Source organism: Fodinibius salicampi (assembly GCF_039545095.1).
GTDB classification, from domain to species: Bacteria; Bacteroidota; Rhodothermia; order Balneolales; family Balneolaceae; genus Fodinibius; species Fodinibius salicampi.
The window spans coordinates 1,722,507-1,742,312 of record NZ_BAABRS010000001.1 but is presented as its reverse complement, the minus strand read 5'-3'; the positions used below and the strand labels follow the sequence as shown (position 1 = coordinate 1,742,312).

Genomic DNA, 19,806 nt, shown 5'->3' with positions numbered 1-19,806 from the left:
AAAGCTCTGGCTGAAGATTTCCAGCTTGTTTATTTCTTATCAAATCCTTAATAAAAGTATTAAGAGTTAAGAGTGGATCAGTTAATACAGTAGCCTAAACGGTAATTAATGCATAGAAATTCATATTTATTCAGCTTCTTTATATCCTTTATTATCCTCTCTGCATGCCAATCGGATATGCAACAACCAGAAATTAACCAGAAGCCACCCAACATCATCTTTATTCTCACCGATGATCTTGGATATGGGGATATAGGAGCCTTTTACCAGAACCAGCGAAGGGAAGAAGGAAAGCCTCATCATAAAACGCCTAATCTGGACCGGATGGCCAGTGAAGGAATGCGGTTGACCCGCCATTATGTGGGAGCGCCCGTATGTGCTCCCTCGCGGGCGTCTTTGCTGCAGGGCGTGCACCAGGGACATGCCAATATACGTGACAATCAGTTTGATAAAGCACTCTCGGATAATCATACATTGGCTTCGGTGCTAAAAGAAGCTGGATACACCACCGGTCTCGTAGGGAAATATGGTTTGCAGGGAAGAGAGGGGAACAGTCCGGAAACCTGGCAGGCTTATCCGACGAAACGGGGCTTCGATCATTTTTTTGGCTATGTTCGCCATCGGGATGGTCATAATCACTACCCGGCCCATAAAGTCAGAGAGCGACCCAAGGTAGAACTGTACGCGGGCAATGAGGAGATCTCCGATCAGCTCAGGGGCGCGTATACCACCGACCTGTTTACAGGCGCCGCCAAAAAATGGATTATCGATCAAGAACAGGAGGATCAGCCTTTTTTTCTGTATCTGGCCTATGATACCCCGCATGCGGGGCTGGAAGTGGCTTCCACCCGCTATCCGGAAGGAGGAGGGCTTGACGGAGGCGTGCAGTTGATTGGTGAAGTAGACAACTACATCAATACGGTCGGGGATAGTATAGATACCTATATCCACCCAGATTATATCGATCAGGGTTGGCCGGAGCCGCAGCAACGCTTTGCCAGTATGGTGCGTCGTATCGATAACGGCGTTGGTGATATTATCCAGTTGCTTAAGGACCTGGATATTGATGAGAATACCATGATAGTATTTACTTCGGATAATGGTCCACACAGGGAATCTTATGGATACGGTGAATATGATCCCACCTTTTTTGACAGTTTTGGGCCCTTGGATGGGATTAAACGTGATACCTGGGAAGGAGGTATTCGGGTTCCCACTATTGCATGGTGGCCCGGCAGGGTATCCGAAGGCAGTATGAATGATTCACCCAGTGGATTCCACGATTGGCTGCCCACGTTCGTAGAAATGGCCGGACTGCCGGCACCCGCCCGGACCGACGGTGTTTCCCTGCTGCCTGTACTTACCGGTGAAAACAATCAGCATTCCGGAGAAGTCTATGTTGAATACAATCAGGGCGGAGAAACACCTGGATACGAGGAATTTCACGAATCCCACCGTGAACAACAGCGTGGACAGATGCAGGTACTCTACCTGGGCGGATATAAAGGAATCCGTTATAACATTCAGTCTGCAGATGATGAATTTCGGATCTATGACACCCGGCAAGATCCGGGAGAGACGAATGATCTTGCCGCCAGCAGCAATAATTTTGATACCCTGCAACAGCAGATGAAGAACCGGGTGCTGCAAATTCGCCGCCCTGATTTGTCCGCAGAACGGCCTTACGATGAGATGCCGGTGCCTGCATTGGTTGATCCGGGGAATATACAGCCAGGTCTTCGATACTGGGTCTATGAAGTAATTACTCCCTGGGTCCCCGATGTGCATACGCTGGAACAAGCCCCTGAGCAAAGCGGAATCACAGAGAGATTTGATCTCGAGGTGCGAACCCGGGATAGGCATATTGTATTGGAATACGCCGGCTTGTTGGAGGTACCCGAAACAGGAGTATATACGTTTAGCCTCCAGGCCGACCGCGGTGCTGTGCTCCGCATCCACGATGCAATGGTCATTGATGCCGACAAAGAATATGATTCGGGGTCGGCTATCACCTCTGAAATAAGGTTGGAAGAAGGATACCATCCCGTTCAGCTTATTTATGCCCGGGCGGAAGAAGATGGTACTCCCTCTCTTCAGCTACAGTGGAGTGGGCCTGGGCTATCCATGCAGGATATTGAATCGAAAGAGCTGAGTCACCAACCTGATAACATTTAAGTTTTTTTACAGTTATGGATCGCAAGGAAAGTATCAAAACCCTTTTGTTAGGTACGGCTTCGTGGACGTTTCTCAAACCGGGCAAAAGCGGGGCAAAAGAAAATCCGAATACACTAAAAGAAGCATCCACCCCGATGCGCAGCCGGTGGACGGAATGGCCGGATATGCGCTGGGTCGGTCCTGAATTCTGGGGCAACCGGCTGCAGGACTGGTGTATAGCAGACGGACAGGTTGAATGCTTGATCAGCGCTTCCAACCGAACCCTGCATTGCCTGACTCACCAGCTGGGAGAGGGCGCCGGTGATTTTAGAATAGCAGTTGAACTGGAACTGCTCAATAACACCGGTTCCGGGCAGGATCGGGTTGGATTTCGCATCGGTGCCCGGGCAGGGGATCAGCCCGTCCGTGTTCAATTTGAAGACTACCGGCGTAACGCGATATACGGGGAGGGACTGCAAATCGGTATGGATGCAAACGGTCGGTTGTTTATCGGTGGGGAGCGCGGGGATGAATCGATTTCCCTGCAGGGGCCAGTTCGTCTGGAGTTGGATGCGACCGAAGCCGGCGGTCCGTACACCTTGAGTTTAAAGGCAATTGACGTTTCAAGCGGAAAACTGCTGGGGAGCCTAACGGCAGAAGGAATAGAGGCCGGGCAATTAAAGGGAAATGTAGCATTGTTGTCCCATTTATCCTCACAAGAAAAAGAGCCCATGGCTCCCTCGGTACGGTTTTCCGACTGGCGAATATCTGGCAGCAAAGTGCGTTCTAATCCGGGTCAGACTTTTGGGCCTATTTGTTTTGCCCAATATACCCTGGATCGGGGAGTGCTCAAGATAACCGCCCAGCTTGCGCCGGTGGAAATGATAAATGGTCACAAAGTAGAGCTGCAGCTTCGGTCAGGCGGCCAGTGGGAAACCGTGGAGGATACCAATATCCATCAGCTCGCGCGTACCGCCCATTTCCGTATCGAAGATTGGCAGCACGATGAGGATATTCCCTTCCGGATTCGTCTGGAATTGCCGTTGAAGTCGGGCGACAAAGAATATTTTTATGAAGGGACCATTACCGGGGAGCCGGTGTCGGCTGACCGGGTGAAGATGGCGGTATTCAGCTGTAACAGTCATCACGGCTTTCCGAACGCAGAAGTGGTTGAGAATGTGAAAAAGCACCACCCCGATATAGCCATGTTTCTGGGCGATCAAATATATGAGTCGCACGGTGGCTTTGGCGCGGAGCGAACCGACGATGTGGAACGAGCTACGCTGGACTACCTACGAAAGTGGTACATGTTCGGATGGTCCTATCGGGATATTTTCCGGCACATACCGGGTGGATTCATCCCCGACGACCACGACGTATTTCACGGCAATATTTGGGGGGAGGGAGGAAAGGAAGCTCCCACCGATAAGGGGTGGGGGTATGAGGCTCAGGACAAAGGTGGGTATAAATATCCCCCTGAATGGGTGCGAATGGTGGAGCGGACGCTCACCAGCCACCTGCCGGACCCATGGGATCCCACACCGATAAAACAGGATATTGGTGTCTATTATACCGACTGGACCTACGGGGGTGTGAGTCTTGCGATCCTTGAGGACCGTAAGTTCAAGTCCGCCCCGGGTAACGTGCTCCCGTTTGAGGTGGTCAACGGTTTCCCGCAGGATCCGGATATCGATTTGAGCCAATACTATGATATTGATGCTGATCTTTTGGGAGGCCGCCAACAGGCCTTTTTGGAGCAGTGGGTCGCCGACTGGAGTCATGGAGCAAAGATGAAAGCAGTGCTTTCCCAATCTCCGTTTTCTGGGGCACATACCATGTCAAAAGGAGCGACACATGACCGGAATGTACCACAACAACCGATTCCGCCCCGGGGAGAATACCCATCAGGGGATTATCCTGCACGGGATATGGATACTAACGGATGGCCACAAAAAGGGCGCGACGAGGCACTGGATCTTATCCGTCGGGGTTTTGCTTTACATATTGCCGGCGATCAACATCTGGGGAGTGTCATCCAATACGGGGTGGATGAATACCGTGATGCAGGTTTTGTATTTACCGGTCCGGCTCTGAATAATATCTGGCCCCGCCGGTGGTGGCCAACCGTGGAAGAGGATCATCAGCCGCTGGTTGGTCGCCCGAAATATACAGGCAATTTTAAGGATGCTTTTGGTAACCAAATGACGGTCCTGGCGGTAGCCAACCCGGTCCAGACCAACCGGGATCCGGGCCTGATCTACGACCGGGTGACCGGCTATGGAATAGTCACCTTCGATAAAACGGACCGCAGCATGCGGATCGAATGCTGGCCCCGATACGTGGACCCACTCGCTAATCCCGAGGGGCAGTACGATGGCTGGCCGATTGTCGTGAGCCAGCAAGCCAATTATGGTCGCAAGGCCGTAGGGTACCTGCCAGAAGTTAGGGTCCAAGGGCTGCAAAATCCTGTCCTGCAGCTCTATCAAGAAGAGAGCGATCAGCTGGAATATGCTTTGCGTTTACAGGGAGATCGATTCACACCCAAGGTCTTTGATCTCCATTCCACATATACCATTAGAGTAGGAGAACCTGATCAGGATCGATGGCAGGAAGTTGAAGGGGTAACCCCGGGGGAAGATTCGGAGCCTATTGTTTATAAATTTGAATAAATGGTTTTTAAATGGAGCTATACTACCTGTGCAGTCTATGCTTCGTTATGATGAAAAGGTACTCCGGAGATAGCAGTATTTAGGTGTTTTCTTTCAAAAAGCAGTAAAAAAATCACTATGATTTGTTAATCAAATGACTATCAGACCCATATTAAAATACTGTATATCTCCAATTTCTATATGTTTTTTACTTGTAGTATTACTACTCAGTGGATGCGGTCAGGATTCCGACAACCCTAATGAATCCCCTAGACCCAATATTGTGTTTATCTTGGCCGATGACCTGGGCTATTCGGATATTGGGGCGTATGGATCTGAGATAGAAACGCCGAACCTGGACCGACTGGCGGGAAACGGTATACGGTTTACCCAGATGCACAATACCAGTAAATGTTTTCCTTCAAGAGCCGTGCTGTTAACCGGACAGTATGCCCAGCAAGTGGGAATGGGAGAATCGCCAGGGGGCTTCGAGCAGGCAGTAATGTTCGGGGAAGTGCTAAGCAGGTCGGAATATACTACGATTTTTGTAGGAAAGCACCACAGTACGGACAATCCTTATGAATGGGGTTTTGATCATTATTGGGGACTGCGCGACGGGGCGGCCAACTACTTCAACCCCGGCGAGCAGCGTTCCGGCGATCCGGGTGCACCAGCTCAGAAAGAGTGGGCATATCCACGGAAATTTATGTTTGATGACTCATTGGCTGCTCCCTATACGCCCCTGGAGAATTACTATGGCACCGACAGCTGGACCGATTGGGCGCTGGAGTTGCTGGGGCGTTATGAGGATGAACAGAATCCGTTTCTGTTATATCTTTCCTATCAGGCTCCTCACGATCCTCTGCAAGCTCCTGAAGAGGTTATCGAAAAGTATGATGGAGTCTATGAGGTTGGTTATGAGGCAATAGCCGAAGGCCGCTACGAGCGTCAGCGTCAAATGGGACTGCTGGATGAGCGCTATCCGCGATCGGAGCCGACTTATCGCAGCTGGCCCGATCTTGACGACTCGACGAAGGTCGACCAAGCAAGGCGGATGCAGGTCTATGCCGCCATGGTAGACCGGATGGATCAGAATATCGGGCGGCTGATTGATTACCTCGAGGAAAGAGATGAGCTGAACAACACGCTTATAATGTTTGCCTCAGATAACGGCGCCTCAGCTGAAGTTGTGCAAATCGGGGAGGGACCCATAGGCTCCATAACCCGTTGGGCATCGCTGAAAGAAGACTGGGCCAATGTAGCAAATACTCCATTTCGTTTCTATAAGAACTATTCCCATGAAGGTGGAACGGCTACGCCCTTTATTGTTCACTGGCCGGAAGTCATTCCAGAAGGGGGACGGGTAGACCATAGCCTACTTCATTTTATAGACATCATGCCCACGCTGGTTGAGGTAAGCGGAGCGGACTATCCCAAGGAGTACCGAGGCGAGTCTATACATCCAATGGAAGGAGTCAGCCTGCTTCCACTGTTTAAAGGAGATTCTATCGAGCGAGAACACCCATTGTTTTATGAGTGGAACAGCGGACGTGCTATTCAAACTGAAAAGTGGAAGATGGTAAGTTGGGAAGATGAGTGGGAATTGTATGACCGGCATACCGACCGTACAGAAACAAAGAACTTAGCCAGACAATACCCGAATGTAGTTGATCAGTTGGAGTCACAGTGGCAGGAGTGGGCTAAGGCGATGGAGGCAGAAGATTAACAGTAAAAATAACATCATATTATGTCTGTAAGAACAGCATTAACGATCAGTTTTATTATACCTTTTTATATAATGAGTAGCTTCCCTGTCATTGCACAGGAGAGTACCGGGATAGATCATCCGAATTTTATCGTCATCTTTAATGATGATCTCGGTTATGGGGATGTTGGGCGTTCCGGTTCACCGCTAATCGAGACACCCCATATTGACCGGATGGAAGCCGAAGGAGTAAAACTGGTTCACCATTATTCGAGTGCCAACGTATGTACACCTGCGCGGGCGGGGCTTTTAACCGGTCGCTATCCTATACGGACGGGGTTGGCCCACAGCGTGTTGTTTCCGGATGATAATCACGGCTTGCCAGAGGAGGAGATCACACTTGCTGAGGCTCTAAAAGCTGAGGGATACCGGACCGGTATGGTGGGCAAGTGGCATTTGGGAACGGTTGACGTCTCCTGGCCCACCGGCAACGGCTTTGATTATTTTTATGGATTGCCCTACAGCAATGATATGCATCCGCTGCCGCTTTATCGCAACAAGGAAGTCCTTGAAGAGCCTGTTGATCAGACAACCCTGACCAAGCGGTATACTCGGGAGGCTGTTCAGTTTATTGAGGAACAACCGGATCAGCCATTTTTTCTTTATCTCGCCCATTCCATGCCGCACGTGCCGTTGTATGCTTCCGAAGCGTTTCAAAGGCGATCCAAAGCGGGTCTGTATGGAGATGTGATCGAGGAGATTGACTGGAGTGTAGGACAAGTTCTGAAGGCCCTGGAGCGGCACGATATTGACGAGAACACCCTGGTTATTTTTACGAGTGACAATGGTCCCTGGTTTGAGGGCAGCTCCGGTCGGCTGCGGGACCGCAAGGGGGCAGCAAGCTGGGAAGGGGGGCAGGGCGTTCCGTTTATTTCTCGATGGCCCGGACAGATTCCACCCGGCGTTAGCTCGAATGCAATAACGATGAATTTCGATCTGTTCCCCACGCTGCTTTCACTGGCCGGGGCAGAATTGCCCGGGGACCGGACCATCGACGGAAAAAATATCTGGACGGTGTTGCAGGGCGGGGAGCAATCACCTCATGAGTATCTCTATTTTTTCAATAATCAGGAAATTACAGCGGTACGATCACAGCGCTGGAAATTTGTAATCCGCTCCTACTACCGGCGGGGGCTGACCCGCTTTGAGGGAGAGCGTAGAGGGGAGTCTCACTACTACGATCCAGGCTTGCTGTTTAACTTGGAGCGTAATCCCTCCGAACAGTTCAGTTATACCCGGGAGGAGCCCGGCGTAGTTGCAAAAATGGTAGAGCGTCTGGAAAAAGGAAGGCGGGAACTGGAACGGCTGGCAAGAGAAGAGGAATAAATAAATATTTTGTCTATCCTAAATGTCAAAAACCTTGGGACATGAGGGATGTGAATACGTACTCTTAAAGAACACAGATCATGGACACTTTTCACTTGTTTAGTTCAGTTGCTAAAAAAATACTGTTTTTGGGTTTGATCGTAGCGTGGGGAGTTTCGGGTTATGCCCAGGATCAGCGTCCCAATATCCTGTTTGTCATCAGTGATGATCAGTCCTTTCCCCACGCCTCAGCCTATGGTTCAGATTTTGTGGAAACTCCGGTTTTTGACAGGGTGGCAGAGGAAGGTATTTTATTCATGAATGGGTTTGTGGCATCCCCCGGTTGCAGTCCCTCTCGTGCTACGATACTGACTGGGAGATACCCCTGGCAAAATGAGGCCGCGGGGACGCACGCTAGTTCATTTTCTGAAAAATATACCGTCCTGCCCAACCTACTTGAAGAAGCGGGCTACGAGGTAGGCTACACCGGAAAGGGATGGGGGCCGGGTGACTGGGAAGTAGGAGGCAGGGACCGAAATCCGGCGGGACCAGCCTTCCAGGATGAGGTGCTTGATCCACCACATGATTATATCCGGGATATCGATTATGCCGGTAACTTCCGGGCCTTTTTGGAGCAGCGTCCGGTGGAATCTCCCTTTTATTTTTGGCTTGGTACTTCAGAACCGCACCGTCCCTATGAAAAAGGTATAGGCCGGGCGGCGGGCAAAAATATTGAGGATGTGGAGGTTCCGGATTACCTGCCGGATACGCCTGAAGTGCGAAGCGATCTGCTTGATTATGCCATTGAAATCGAATGGTTTGACCGGCACCTGGGGAACGCTGTTACCCTGTTGAAGGAGCGGGGTGAGTTGGAAAATACACTGATTATTGTGACATCTGATAACGGTATGCCGTTCCCGCGGGCCAAGGCAAACCTCTATGAAGACGGGATTCATGTTCCGCTGGCGGTGCGATGGGGGGAGCGGGTGGAAGGAGGACGTGTGGTTGATGATCTCGTCAGTTTAATTGATTTTATGCCAACGATACTCGAGGCGGCCGGAGTCGAGCATCGGGGTGAATATTCCATGACAGGACATAGTCTTATGGATATTCTGACATCCTCGGAAGAAGGCATCGTGGATCCCACTCGAGACGCCGTCTATTCGGGACGGGAGCGTCACTCAAGCTCCCGTTGGAATAATCTGGGATATCCCCAGAGGTCTCTTCGCACGCATCAGTATCTTTACATCCGGAACTTCGCCCCCCATCGATGGCCAGCCGGGAGTCCAAGACGGATTGAAGGTGGAAAACTGACCTCCATGCATAGCGGCTATCATGATATCGACTCCGCTCCAACGTTGCAGGTGATGACGGAACAGGCCGATGATCCCTATTTCAACCGATACTTGCATCTCGCCGTTGGGCGACGGCCCTCAGAAGAGCTATACAATATTAAGAAAGATCCCGGATGTATTAATAATCTGGCGCTGGATCCAGATTACGAAAAGCTTACCCGCAGTTTCCGGAAACAGTTGACGGGAGTTCTTAGAGACACAGAGGATCCCCGCGTGGTTGGTGACGGCGATGTGTGGGAAAACTATCCGCGTCTCAGGGGACCAATGAGGGATTTTCCACCTCCCGAGTGGGCACTGCCGTTGAGCGAAGATTAAGGATTGTTATTTTCGAGTTAGATTTCTTTAATTAGTTAGGGGGAAGATATGAGTACTAACAAAATGTGTTTAAGGGATAAAGGGGTTTTATTAGCTGATGTTCCCGGAGAAAAGCGACTTTGAACTTACAAGTAGTGAGAAAATAGATACAAGAATTCATTTACTTGTATTATAAAGGGTGGAATGGGAGTTTGACTCACTGGCTACATCCTAATCCTAAAAGTGTTAATAATATTTTTAAAAAATGGATTGGACTGAAAAGGGGATTTGGGGGTGTGTTACTAAATCAGGATTAATTATGCTGCTGGTTGCTACACTTTGTGGCTGTGCAGAAACATCTGAAGATCCTCCTCTGCCCAATATTCTGTGGATAACCAGCGAGGACAATAGCCCTTTTATTGGGGCTTATGGGGATGATTATGCGGATACACCCAATATTGATCAATTAGCAGATCAGGGAACCATCTATGAGAATGCATACGCCACCACGCCTGTGTGTGCGCCTTCCCGGTTTACATTGATTACCGGTACCTATGCGAACCGGATGGGTACTGAAAATATGCGGAGTATCTATCCAATACCGGAAGAAACTCAATTTTTCCCAAAGTACCTGCAGGAGGCTGGTTACTATACCACTAACAATCGAAAGAAAGATTATAATACAGTTGATCAGCCGGAAGTTTGGGATGAATCCAGTGGTGAGGCTCATTATCGTGACCGAGAAGAGGGACAACCCTTTTTCCACGTTCGAAATATAACCATTAGCCACGAGAGTAGCCTGCACGATCCGATTGATACGCTAATCCATGATCCCGAAGAGGCACCGGTTCCGCCCTATCATCCGCAAACAGAAACGATTAAAAGGGACTGGGCTCATTATTATGATGAAGTTAGCCGGATGGATGAGCAGGTTGGAGAAATACTTAGAGATCTGGAAGAATCGGGTGAGGCCGAAAATACCATCATATTCTACTATGGCGATCATGGGGGAGCTTTGCCCGGTTCTAAACGGTTTATGAATCAGCGGGGACTACAGATTCCACTGATTGTTTATGTACCTCCTAAATACGAACATTTGGCACCTGACAAGGAACGTACCGACCGACTGGTTTCCTTTGTAGACTTTTCCGCCACAGTTTTGAGTCTGGCAGGTATTGAGCCGCCGGAATTTATGGACGGCAAACCGTTTTTGGGAAAGTATGAAGCTGAGGCTCGGGAATATGTGCATACATACCGGGGACGCATGGACGAGCGGTACGACCTGGTACGGGCTGTTCATGACAAAGAATGGTTGTATGTCCGCAATTACATGCCTCAGCGTATTTATGGTCAATATCTGTGGTATTTATGGATGGCTCCTACCATGCAGAGCTGGGAAGAGGAATATCAAGAGGGCAATCTTAATGAAACTCAGCGGGTTTTTTTTGAATCTAAACCGGCCGAAGAACTCTACAATTTAGCAGATGATCCTCATACAGTCCATAACCTGGCGGATGAACCAGAGTATCAGGATGAATTGAAACGCTTGCGGCATGTTAATAAAAGATGGATTCGAGATCAAAGAGATTTGGGCTTTATACCGGAGGGAATTATTGACAGTCTTCGTGGAGAAGGTACCTTATATGAAGCAGTCCGTGAGGATAACGTCCCTCTTGAAGAAATTATAGAAACCGCCGAAATGGCTTCTCTGAATGAGCGGGAGAATGTAGAAGTATTGGCGGAACGGCTGGATCACGACGACCCCTCGATAAGATTCTGGGCGGCCATGGGACTGGCTATTAGCAATGCTCATGCTTCAGGTTATGTGGATCAATTATTGCAACGGACCGACGATCCTTCTGGTGTCGTTCGTGTAGCTGTTGCCGAAGCGCTGAATTCACTTGATCAGCAACCCGAAGCATTTAAAATTATTGAAGAATCTTTGCGGGATCCTGATGAGCACGTAAAGCTGCGAGCATTGAACTTGTTGGAAGCAATCGAACTGGATTCTATGCCGGCTAAATTGTCAAGTCGAGTTCGGTCGCTTTTTGACGAGTATGAAGGTACTCAGGGGACCGGTAATTATATATTCAGAGCATCAGAAAAGTTATTGGAAAATTAGATTAACAAAAAAATCAAGCGAATGTATCCCGCGTGTTTAATAAGATTTCTAAGTTCTCAACTTTGCTGTATAATTCTGCTGGTTCTCGGGGCATTACTTTTTAGCAGTTGTGGCGAACAAAGGGAGGAGGTACAGCCTCCGAATATAGTAATCCTCTTTCCCGATGATATGGGATATGGAGATCTGCGCAGCTATGGAAACCCCACTATCAAAACGCCTAACATCGATAGATTAGGTGAACAGGGCGTACGCTTTACTTCTTTTGTGACGGCCTCTTGGTGTGTTCCTTCACGTACAGAATTATTAACAGGACGTCATATGCCCCGGGTGGATCTTGGAGGTAGAACTGGTTCGGATGGAGAAGGAGGGCTGCCGGATGAAGAACTGACTCTGGCTGAGGGTCTTCAGCAGGCTGGATATGCAACGGGTATGGCGGGGAAATGGCATTTAGGCTATATGAAAGAGGATTTTTTGCCAACTAACCAAGGATTTGGTTCTTGGTTTGGGCTGCCTTATTCCAACGATTACCGCAAGCCTTGGGTTCAGACCGAAGAGTCCTTGGGGCTTTATCGAGACACAGAGATGGTAGAACATCCTATTAACCAGGATTCCCTGACTATTCGCTATACCGAAGAGGCCGTAAACTTTATTAAATCCCATGCTGACGGGGAACAGCCGTTTTTCTTTTACTTAGCTTATAATATGCCGCATCTCCCGATACATACTGCTGAAGGATTCCGTGGTCGTTCAAATGGTGGATTTTATGGCGATGTCATTGAAACCATCGACTGGAGTGTGGGACAGGTACTACAGACCCTTGATGAGCAGGGACTATCTGAGAATACGATTGTATTCTTTGCATCCGACAACGGCCCTTGGAATAATTTGCCCGATCGGATGTTACAGGAAGGGAATGAATGTTGGCATACCGGTTCAACAGGTCCTTTACGGGGTTCAAAAGCCACAACTTATGAAGGAGGTACACGGGTACCAGCACTAATCCGGTGGCCGGCACATATTTCCGAGGGCAGGGTAAGCAGTGAATTAGTGGCCATGCCTGATATTTACCGTACGCTGTTAGAAGTTGCCGGAGCTGAGTTGCCCGGCCATACCCTCGACGGATATGATTTGATGCCGTTTTTGACTGGCCAACGTGATGAGTCTCCGAGGCAGGAATATCCATACTTCCTGAGAGGGGAGTTACAGGCTTACCGGCAAGGTCCCTGGAAATTAAGGCTAGCCTCTGAAGAGGCGGAGCTGTTCAACATGCAGGACGATCCGGGCGAAAGATGGAACCGGGCTGAAGAGAATCCGGAAATTGTGGACCAGTTGCGGAAGAAAATGGAACAGGTTGCGGAAGATACCGGGGCTGAAATACCCCAAACAGATGAGTAGGGCAGTATTTTGAAAGACGATACTCGCATGACAAATAAGTGAATCCTGAAAGAAATGTGGTTAAAAAAAGTTTTAATTTATTTTTTTGTTGCTTTTTCTAGCGTTTCCTGCATGGAGAAAGAAAACCCTGTGGATCAACCGAATATATTGTTCATCATTGCGGATGATTACGGATACCACGATTTAAGTAGTATGGGCAGTGATTATTATGAAACACCCAATCTTGATCGGCTGGCCGAAGAAAGCATGATTTTTAAAAATGGCTATACTGCTAGTCGAGTCTGCAGTCCGGCCAGGGCTAGCATTATGTCTGGCCAGTTCCCCGCACGGCATGGAATTACCGACTGGATCGGGGCCAAAACCGGAGAAGATTGGAGAGAACAGGATCGCCATAGCAAGCTGCTCCCACCTGACTATATTGACCACCTGCCCCATGAATACCACGTTTTGCCTGAAGCCATGAAGGAAAATGGATACAGAACGTTTTTTGCGGGAAAATGGCACCTCGGAAATAAAGGTTCTTATCCCGAAGATCACGGATTTGATGTTAATCAGGGAGGATTTGAAGCTGGCGGTCCGTATACGGGCGGATATTTTTCTCCTTTTAATAATCCTAAAATGGAAGATCATGAAGATGAAAAAGGAATGAGTTTGCCAATGAAACTGGCTAAAGAAACCAGTTCCTTTATTGGACAAAACAAAAATACTTCCTTTTTTGCTTACTTATCCTTTTATGCGGTTCATGCTCCTATTCAATCGTCGCGTGGGAAATGGAAAAAATATCGGGATAAAGCTGAGGCAATGGGCATAGCAGAAACCGGCTTTGAAATGGGCCACTTTCTTCCCATCCGGCAGGTGCAGGATAACCCCGTTTATGCCGGCTTGGTAGAGCATATGGATGAGGCTGTGGGATCGGTACTGGAAACGCTTAAGGCACATGGATTAGAAGAAAATACTATTGTTATTTTTACCTCAGATCACGGTGGGGTAGCCGCTGGTGACGATTATGCCACTTCCAACCGACCCCTGAGGGGCGGGAAGGGCTATCAGTATGAGGGCGGCCTGAAAGTCCCGTATTTTATAAAAGTACCCTGGCTCGAGAACCAGGGAACAGAAAATCTTACGCCGGTGACCGGAACCGATTTTTATCCCACCATACTTGATTTGATCGGGAGTGAATTACGTCCCGATGAACACCGGGATGGGGTTAGTCTTGTTCCGTTGCTGGAAGGGGATTCTATAGCCGATCGGCCCCTAATTTGGCATTATCCCCACTATGGCAATCAGGGGGGACGCCCTTCCTCTGTAATTCGGGAGGGGGCATGGAAGCTGATCCGCTACCATGCCGACAGTAGTGAGGTATTATATAATCTGGAGGAGGATCTTGAAGAAGCAACCGATGTATATGATGAGCATCCACAAATTGCCGAGCGGCTGAGTAGGCGGCTTTCAAATGCGTTAAGTGAAATGGGAGCAAAATTTCCTAAAAAGGATCCGGAGTATGATCCGCAAAAAGAGGAGCAGTATTTGAAAAAGATTGAAGAGGAACTCTTGCCCCGGCTGGAAAAGCAACGGCTGGAATATTTGTCAGAAGATTTTAATCCCGAAAATGGCTGGTGGGGAAGTGAGACAGAAGATTAATTTTTATGATTTGAATTTAGTTTCTTTAACGGGTTCTGCAAATAGGGACTAGGTTATCTGACCTCTTAGGTGTTACATTCAGTTGTCTTTCCTTTTTTAATATTTATTAATCTGATAAGTAATGTCTTGCAAAAAAAGTGATAGAAATCGTTTTGTGTTTCTCTTTATATCCATAATTACAATACTGTTATATATACCGGTATCGGGTATGGGACAGTCTCCGGATGAAAATACATCTCCGAACATTTTATTTGCAATCAGTGATGACCAGTCGTTTCCCCACGCTTCTGCTTATGGTACCGATTGGGTGAAGACGCCGGCCTTTGACCGGGTGGCCGAAGAGGGGATCCGATTTGACCAGGCGTATGTCCCCAACCCGAAATGCGCACCTTCTCGGTCGATAATTCTGACTGGCCGGAATTCCTGGCAGCTGGAGGAGGCAGCTAACCACTGGCCGGAATTTCCCCAAAAATTCAAGGTCTATACCGAAGCATTGGCCGAGGCCGGTTACTTTGTGGGAAGTACGGGAAAAAAATGGGCGCCCGGAATAGCTAAGACGGCTGATGGCGAGACTCGTCATCTGACCGGACAGCCCTATGATGAGCATAAAACAGAGCCACCTACTTCCAACATCAGCAATAACGATTATGCCGCCAATTTTGAAGCTTTCCTGGAGGACCGGTCCGGAAATGAACCGTTTGCCTTCTGGTATGGAGCAAGGGAGCCACATCGCGCCTATGAATACCGATCCGGCATTGAGAAAGGGGACAAAGATCCAGCGGAGATTGATTCGGTGCCAGCCTTCTGGCCTGACCGTGACAGTATCCGCACGGACATGTTAGATTACGCTTTTGAGATAGAACATTTCGACCGACACCTCGGGCGGATGCTGACGTTGCTCGAAGAGCATGGGGAACTGCAAAACACAATTGTAGTCGTTACCGCCGACAACGGTATGCCCTTTCCTCGCATCAAGGGGCAGACCTATGAGCATTCGGCACACATGCCCCTGGCTATTATGTGGCCAGAGGGAATTGCCGAGCCCGGCCGGGTAGTAGATGATTTTGTCAGTTTTGCGGATTTTGCACCTACTTTTATAGAACTGGCTGGGCTTGACTGGGAGGAGACTGGCATGCATCCCACCGTAGGCCGAAGCCTGACCGATATATTTTCCTCTGGAAAGAATGGACAGGTCAATCCTAAGAGGGATCATGTGTTGTTGGGAAAAGAGCGCCACGACGTTGGCCGACCTTATGACTGGGGCTATCCAGTACGGGGTATTATTCGGGGAAATATGATGTACCTGCGTAATTTTAAACCGGATCGATGGCCTACAGGTAATCCGGAGACCGGGTATCTGAACACCGACGGTAGCCCGACCAAGACCGTTATTCTTGACAATCGAACGGCTTCTGGAATGTATCATTACTGGGACCAAAATTTTGGGAAACGTCCGTCTGAAGAGCTTTATAATATCACAGATGACCCGGATGCTCTCCATAATCTGGCCGATGATCCCGAATACCAAGAGATGAAGCAAGAATTGAAATCCGAATTATACCAAAAACTAAAGGAACAGGATGATCCAAGAATGTTTGGGCGTGGGTATGTCTTTGACGAATACCGATATATGGATGAAGGGACCTATAACTTTTATCACCGGTATATGTCCGGGGAACAGATGAATACGGGGTGGGTTAATGATTCAGATTTTGAAGAAAAACCATTGCCCGGACAATAATCTTCAAATTGAATGCGTCCAGAATGATTAGAATAGATAGGGTAATTCCCCAGCATACATACATGCATATATGACCATTAATAATAGTTGAAGTCTTCTTTGTACTGTACAGTAGCCCGAATCATATACAGCTGTACCATCCAATAAGGATAAGCGATACTTTGTTTTCCATATGCAAAGAATTTGCTCTGAACGGTTCAAAATAATATATAGCAGTAGCTATAAATATTTCTGTGTTTAACTGGTAAGTATTATTGGATGAAGGGTCTACATGTATCTTCTAAATTGCCAAAAATTTTAAAATCCATGAAAACTGAAGTCTTATATGAGTCCCTTCAGGCCCTGCAAAGGTTTAGTGCGATGCTATTGTGTTTAGTTTTATGTACAGGTATGACCGTTCAAGGGCAGTCGATTTCTTCGGAGAGCATTCCTAACATTTTGATATTTGTAGCAGATGATGCGGGGTGGCGCGACTCAGGGGCATACGGAAACGAGGTAATCCAAACGCCCAATATTGACAGGCTTGCAGAGAGAGGGTTATTGTTTGATAAGGCATTTTTAACCACTGCACAATGCAGTCCGTCCCGGATATCAATATTAACAGGCCTTTATCCTCATGCAACCGGAGCCGAAGATCTGCACATGCCGCTTCCCGAAGGATCTCGTATACTGCCGGACTATTTATCTGAATCCGGTTTTTATACCGGTCATATGAAAAAGACCCATTACGGTCCGTATGCCAATGCACAGTTCGACTGGTATAGTGAGCAACTATCTGAGGCATTTCCCAAATTTTTAGATGCAAGGAAGGAAGCTCCTTTTTTCTTGTGGGTGGGCTTTTCTGACCCTCATCGTCCTTATGGAGATGCACCGAAAGTACACGATCCGGAAGAAATAAAGGTACCTCCTTATTTAACTGATACTCCTGAAACTAGGGCTGATTTAGCAAATTATTACGACGAAATAAGCCGGATGGACGGACAAATTGGGCGATTTACAGAAGAACTGGAGAAGCATAACGAGCTAAAAAATACTTTGGTCATTTTTTTGAGTGATAACGGGGCACCTTTTCCACGGGCTAAAGGAACGGTTTATGACGAAGGGGTGCGCACTCCACTCATCTTCCATTGGCCGGATCATATCAAAGATGGTAGCCGATATGAAGGCCTGACCAGCGTCATCGATCTGGCTCCTACCTTGCTAGAACTGACAGGCATCCCAATACCAGAAAGCATGCAGGGCGAAAGCATACTAGAAGTGATGAGCGATCAAACGTTGCCGGGAAGAGAGTATACTTATAGCGAACGAAACTGGCATGATGCGGATGAGCACATCCGTAGTTTACGCACTGATCGTTACCGGCTGATCCAAAATGCCTACACTGAGTTGCCCCACGGGACTCCAGCAGATATTGGAGGCAGTCCCTCATTCCGGAGTTTAATACAGTACAAAAAAGAAGGGGAACTCACACATGCACAGTCGCGACTGTTTGAAGTACCCCGTCCCCGCATCGAATTATATGATTTGGAGAACGACCAATGGGAAATTAACAACGTAGCAGCCCATTCGGATTACTGGGAGTTGGCTCGTGAGCTGGGTCAACAGCTGAACAACTGGATGGAGGAGACGGAAGATTTTCCGCCCCACCTGCGAGTACGTGACGACCATACCGACCGCATGACGGGGGTATGGTTCTCTGATGAGATTCCGCCCATGCGTAATTTGGAAGAGTAAGTGTTTTAACTAGATTAGTGATCAGTCATTTAATATCTGTAATAAAAAGATATCCATTATGAAAGCCATAAAGATTCTTTTATCCGTTGTTTTGATAAGTTTGCTGGGATTGTCTTTAGGACAAGCCCAGCCCAAAAATGTTATTTTTATTCTCAGTGACGATCATCGGTACGATTATATGAGCTTTCATCCCGAGAGCCCGGATTTTTTAGAGACGCCGGGCATGGATCGTATGGCCGAAGAAGGAGTACATCTGGCAAATGCGTTTGTTACCACCTCGTTGTGTTCACCCAGCCGGGCGTCTATCCTTACCGGACAGTATCCTTTTCGTCATGGCGTGGTTGACAATAACAACGAAATGCCGGAAGGCACAGCACTCTTTTCCGAAGCTTTGCAGGAGGCTGGCTATCAGACCGGGTATTTTGGGAAATGGCACATTGGTCATGCCTCTGATAATCCGCAATCTGGATTCAATCGCTGGGTGAGTTTCAGGGGACAGGGGGTGTATTATGATCCAACTCTGAATATTGATGGAGAACGACAAGAAGTAGAAGGATATATAACCGATCTACTGACTGATTATACTCTGGAATGGCTGGATGAAATTAACCGTGACCAACCGTTTTTTGCATACTTGTCTCATAAGGCCGTACATGCTGAGTTTGAACCGGCGGAGCGCCATGAGGGAATGTATGAGGATGTAGACATTCCAAAGCCACAATCAATGAAAAATATTGAACAAAACTATGAAGGCAAACCCGACTGGGTACGCGAACAGCGATATAGTTGGCACGGGGTTGAGCACATGTATCACGGCAGAGATGATCATCCGCAGGGAATTGAAGAGATTATCCCACGCTATAGTGAATCGCTAATGGGCGTTGATGAAAGTATAGAACGTGTATTGGATTACCTCGAGCAGGAGGGATTGGCTGAAAATACATTGGTGGTTTATATGGGAGACAATGGTTTTATGCTGGGCGAACATGGATTGATCGACAAGCGCCAGGCTTACGAAGAATCAATGCGGGTGCCAATGTTGGCTTGGGCACCGGGATATATAGAAGCGGGATCGAAGATTGAGGAAAATATCCTGAATATTGACATCGCTCCCACCTTGTTGGATTTGGCCGAAGGATCAATGCCCAAAGATCATACCGTTGATGGCCAATCATTTCTACCGCTGCTGCAAGGTGAGTCCATTGATTGGCGTTCCACATTTGTGTATCAGTATTTCTGGGAAAATTCTTTTCCGCATACTCCAACTACCTATGCCATCCGTGGCGATCGTTACAAATATATCTATTATCATGGGATATGGGATAAAAATGAACTATATGATCTTAAGACGGATCCCAATGAAATGCATAACCTTATAGACGTCCCGGCACATCAAGACCGAGTGCAGGAAATGAGAAATAAAATGTTTGACATTTTTGAAGCCAATGGTGCTACGGATGTTCGATTTAGACGACCCTCTGATTATCAGGCCGATGAGCGAAAAATTTATTACTGAGTTCCGCTGGTAGTTCAGTAAAATGAATTATACCATTAAAATATAATGGGTATGGATTATGTATTATCTTGTTATGGAGAATTGACATAATGAATTAAATATTAAGATTTAAAGTAGTAACGCCTTATAAAAAAGT

General features: G+C 47.9%; 11 protein-coding genes. All 11 read left to right on the top strand.

Annotation, left to right across the window (positions count from 1 at the left end; genetic code table 11):
- Positions 1-177 precede the first annotated feature (177 nt).
- The 11 genes from ABEB05_RS07455 (at position 178) to ABEB05_RS07405 (ending at position 19,670) form a co-directional block, all read left to right on the top strand.
- Positions 178-2,175: a sulfatase-like hydrolase/transferase gene (locus ABEB05_RS07455; RefSeq protein ID WP_265788908.1), complete on the top strand. Its 1,998-nt coding sequence runs from the start codon at positions 178-180 to the stop codon at positions 2,173-2,175.
- Positions 2,176-2,189: 14 nt separating this feature from the next.
- A complete protein-coding gene (locus tag ABEB05_RS07450) occupies positions 2,190-4,823 on the top strand; it encodes an alkaline phosphatase D family protein (RefSeq protein ID WP_265788906.1) in 2,634 nt (877 codons plus the stop codon).
- Between the two features lie 262 nt (positions 4,824-5,085).
- Complete coding sequence (locus tag ABEB05_RS07445; RefSeq protein WP_265788904.1) at positions 5,086-6,528, top strand: arylsulfatase; 1,443 nt, start codon at positions 5,086-5,088, stop codon at positions 6,526-6,528.
- A 21-nt stretch (positions 6,529-6,549) separates the two neighbouring features.
- Positions 6,550-7,893: a sulfatase family protein gene (locus ABEB05_RS07440; protein ID WP_265788902.1), complete on the top strand. Its 1,344-nt coding sequence runs from the start codon at positions 6,550-6,552 to the stop codon at positions 7,891-7,893.
- Between the two features lie 80 nt (positions 7,894-7,973).
- Complete coding sequence (locus ABEB05_RS07435) at positions 7,974-9,542, top strand: sulfatase family protein (RefSeq protein WP_265788900.1); 1,569 nt, start codon at positions 7,974-7,976, stop codon at positions 9,540-9,542.
- Positions 9,543-9,786: 244 nt separating this feature from the next.
- Positions 9,787-11,643 carry a sulfatase-like hydrolase/transferase gene (locus ABEB05_RS07430; protein ID WP_265788898.1) on the top strand — a complete coding sequence of 619 codons (1,857 nt, stop codon included), beginning with the start codon at positions 9,787-9,789 and terminating at the stop codon, positions 11,641-11,643.
- Between the two features lie 21 nt (positions 11,644-11,664).
- The gene (locus tag ABEB05_RS07425) at positions 11,665-13,038 is read left to right on the top strand and encodes a sulfatase family protein (protein WP_265788896.1); all 1,374 of its coding nucleotides are present in this window, start codon (positions 11,665-11,667) and stop codon (positions 13,036-13,038) included.
- 111 nt (positions 13,039-13,149) lie between these two features.
- Positions 13,150-14,679, top strand: a complete 1,530-nt coding sequence (locus tag ABEB05_RS07420) for a sulfatase (protein ID WP_265788894.1) — start codon at positions 13,150-13,152, stop codon at positions 14,677-14,679.
- A 208-nt stretch (positions 14,680-14,887) separates the two neighbouring features.
- The gene (locus ABEB05_RS07415) at positions 14,888-16,420 is read left to right on the top strand and encodes a sulfatase family protein (RefSeq protein WP_345694243.1); all 1,533 of its coding nucleotides are present in this window, start codon (positions 14,888-14,890) and stop codon (positions 16,418-16,420) included.
- Positions 16,421-16,726: 306 nt separating this feature from the next.
- The gene (locus tag ABEB05_RS07410) at positions 16,727-18,154 is read left to right on the top strand and encodes a sulfatase family protein (protein WP_265788890.1); all 1,428 of its coding nucleotides are present in this window, start codon (positions 16,727-16,729) and stop codon (positions 18,152-18,154) included.
- A gap of 58 nt (positions 18,155-18,212) precedes the next feature.
- Positions 18,213-19,670, top strand: a complete 1,458-nt coding sequence (locus ABEB05_RS07405; protein ID WP_265788888.1) for a sulfatase family protein — start codon at positions 18,213-18,215, stop codon at positions 19,668-19,670.
- Positions 19,671-19,806 lie beyond the last annotated feature (136 nt).

Excerpts from the sequence above, each read along its gene's own strand:
- ABEB05_RS07420 (WP_265788894.1), top strand. The coding sequence starts at position 13,150 with ATGGAGAAAGAAAACCCTGTGGATCAACCGAATATATTGTTCATCATT.
- ABEB05_RS07440 (WP_265788902.1), top strand. The coding sequence starts at position 6,550 with ATGTCTGTAAGAACAGCATTAACGATCAGTTTTATTATACCTTTTTAT.
- ABEB05_RS07435 (WP_265788900.1), top strand. The coding sequence starts at position 7,974 with ATGGACACTTTTCACTTGTTTAGTTCAGTTGCTAAAAAAATACTGTTT.
- ABEB05_RS07450 (WP_265788906.1), top strand. The coding sequence starts at position 2,190 with ATGGATCGCAAGGAAAGTATCAAAACCCTTTTGTTAGGTACGGCTTCG.
- ABEB05_RS07410 (WP_265788890.1), top strand. The coding sequence starts at position 16,727 with ATGAAAACTGAAGTCTTATATGAGTCCCTTCAGGCCCTGCAAAGGTTT.
- ABEB05_RS07415 (WP_345694243.1), top strand. The coding sequence starts at position 14,888 with ATGGGACAGTCTCCGGATGAAAATACATCTCCGAACATTTTATTTGCA.
- ABEB05_RS07405 (WP_265788888.1), top strand. The coding sequence starts at position 18,213 with ATGAAAGCCATAAAGATTCTTTTATCCGTTGTTTTGATAAGTTTGCTG.
- ABEB05_RS07455 (WP_265788908.1), top strand. The coding sequence starts at position 178 with ATGCAACAACCAGAAATTAACCAGAAGCCACCCAACATCATCTTTATT.
- ABEB05_RS07430 (WP_265788898.1), top strand. The coding sequence starts at position 9,787 with ATGGATTGGACTGAAAAGGGGATTTGGGGGTGTGTTACTAAATCAGGA.
- ABEB05_RS07425 (WP_265788896.1), top strand. The coding sequence starts at position 11,665 with ATGTATCCCGCGTGTTTAATAAGATTTCTAAGTTCTCAACTTTGCTGT.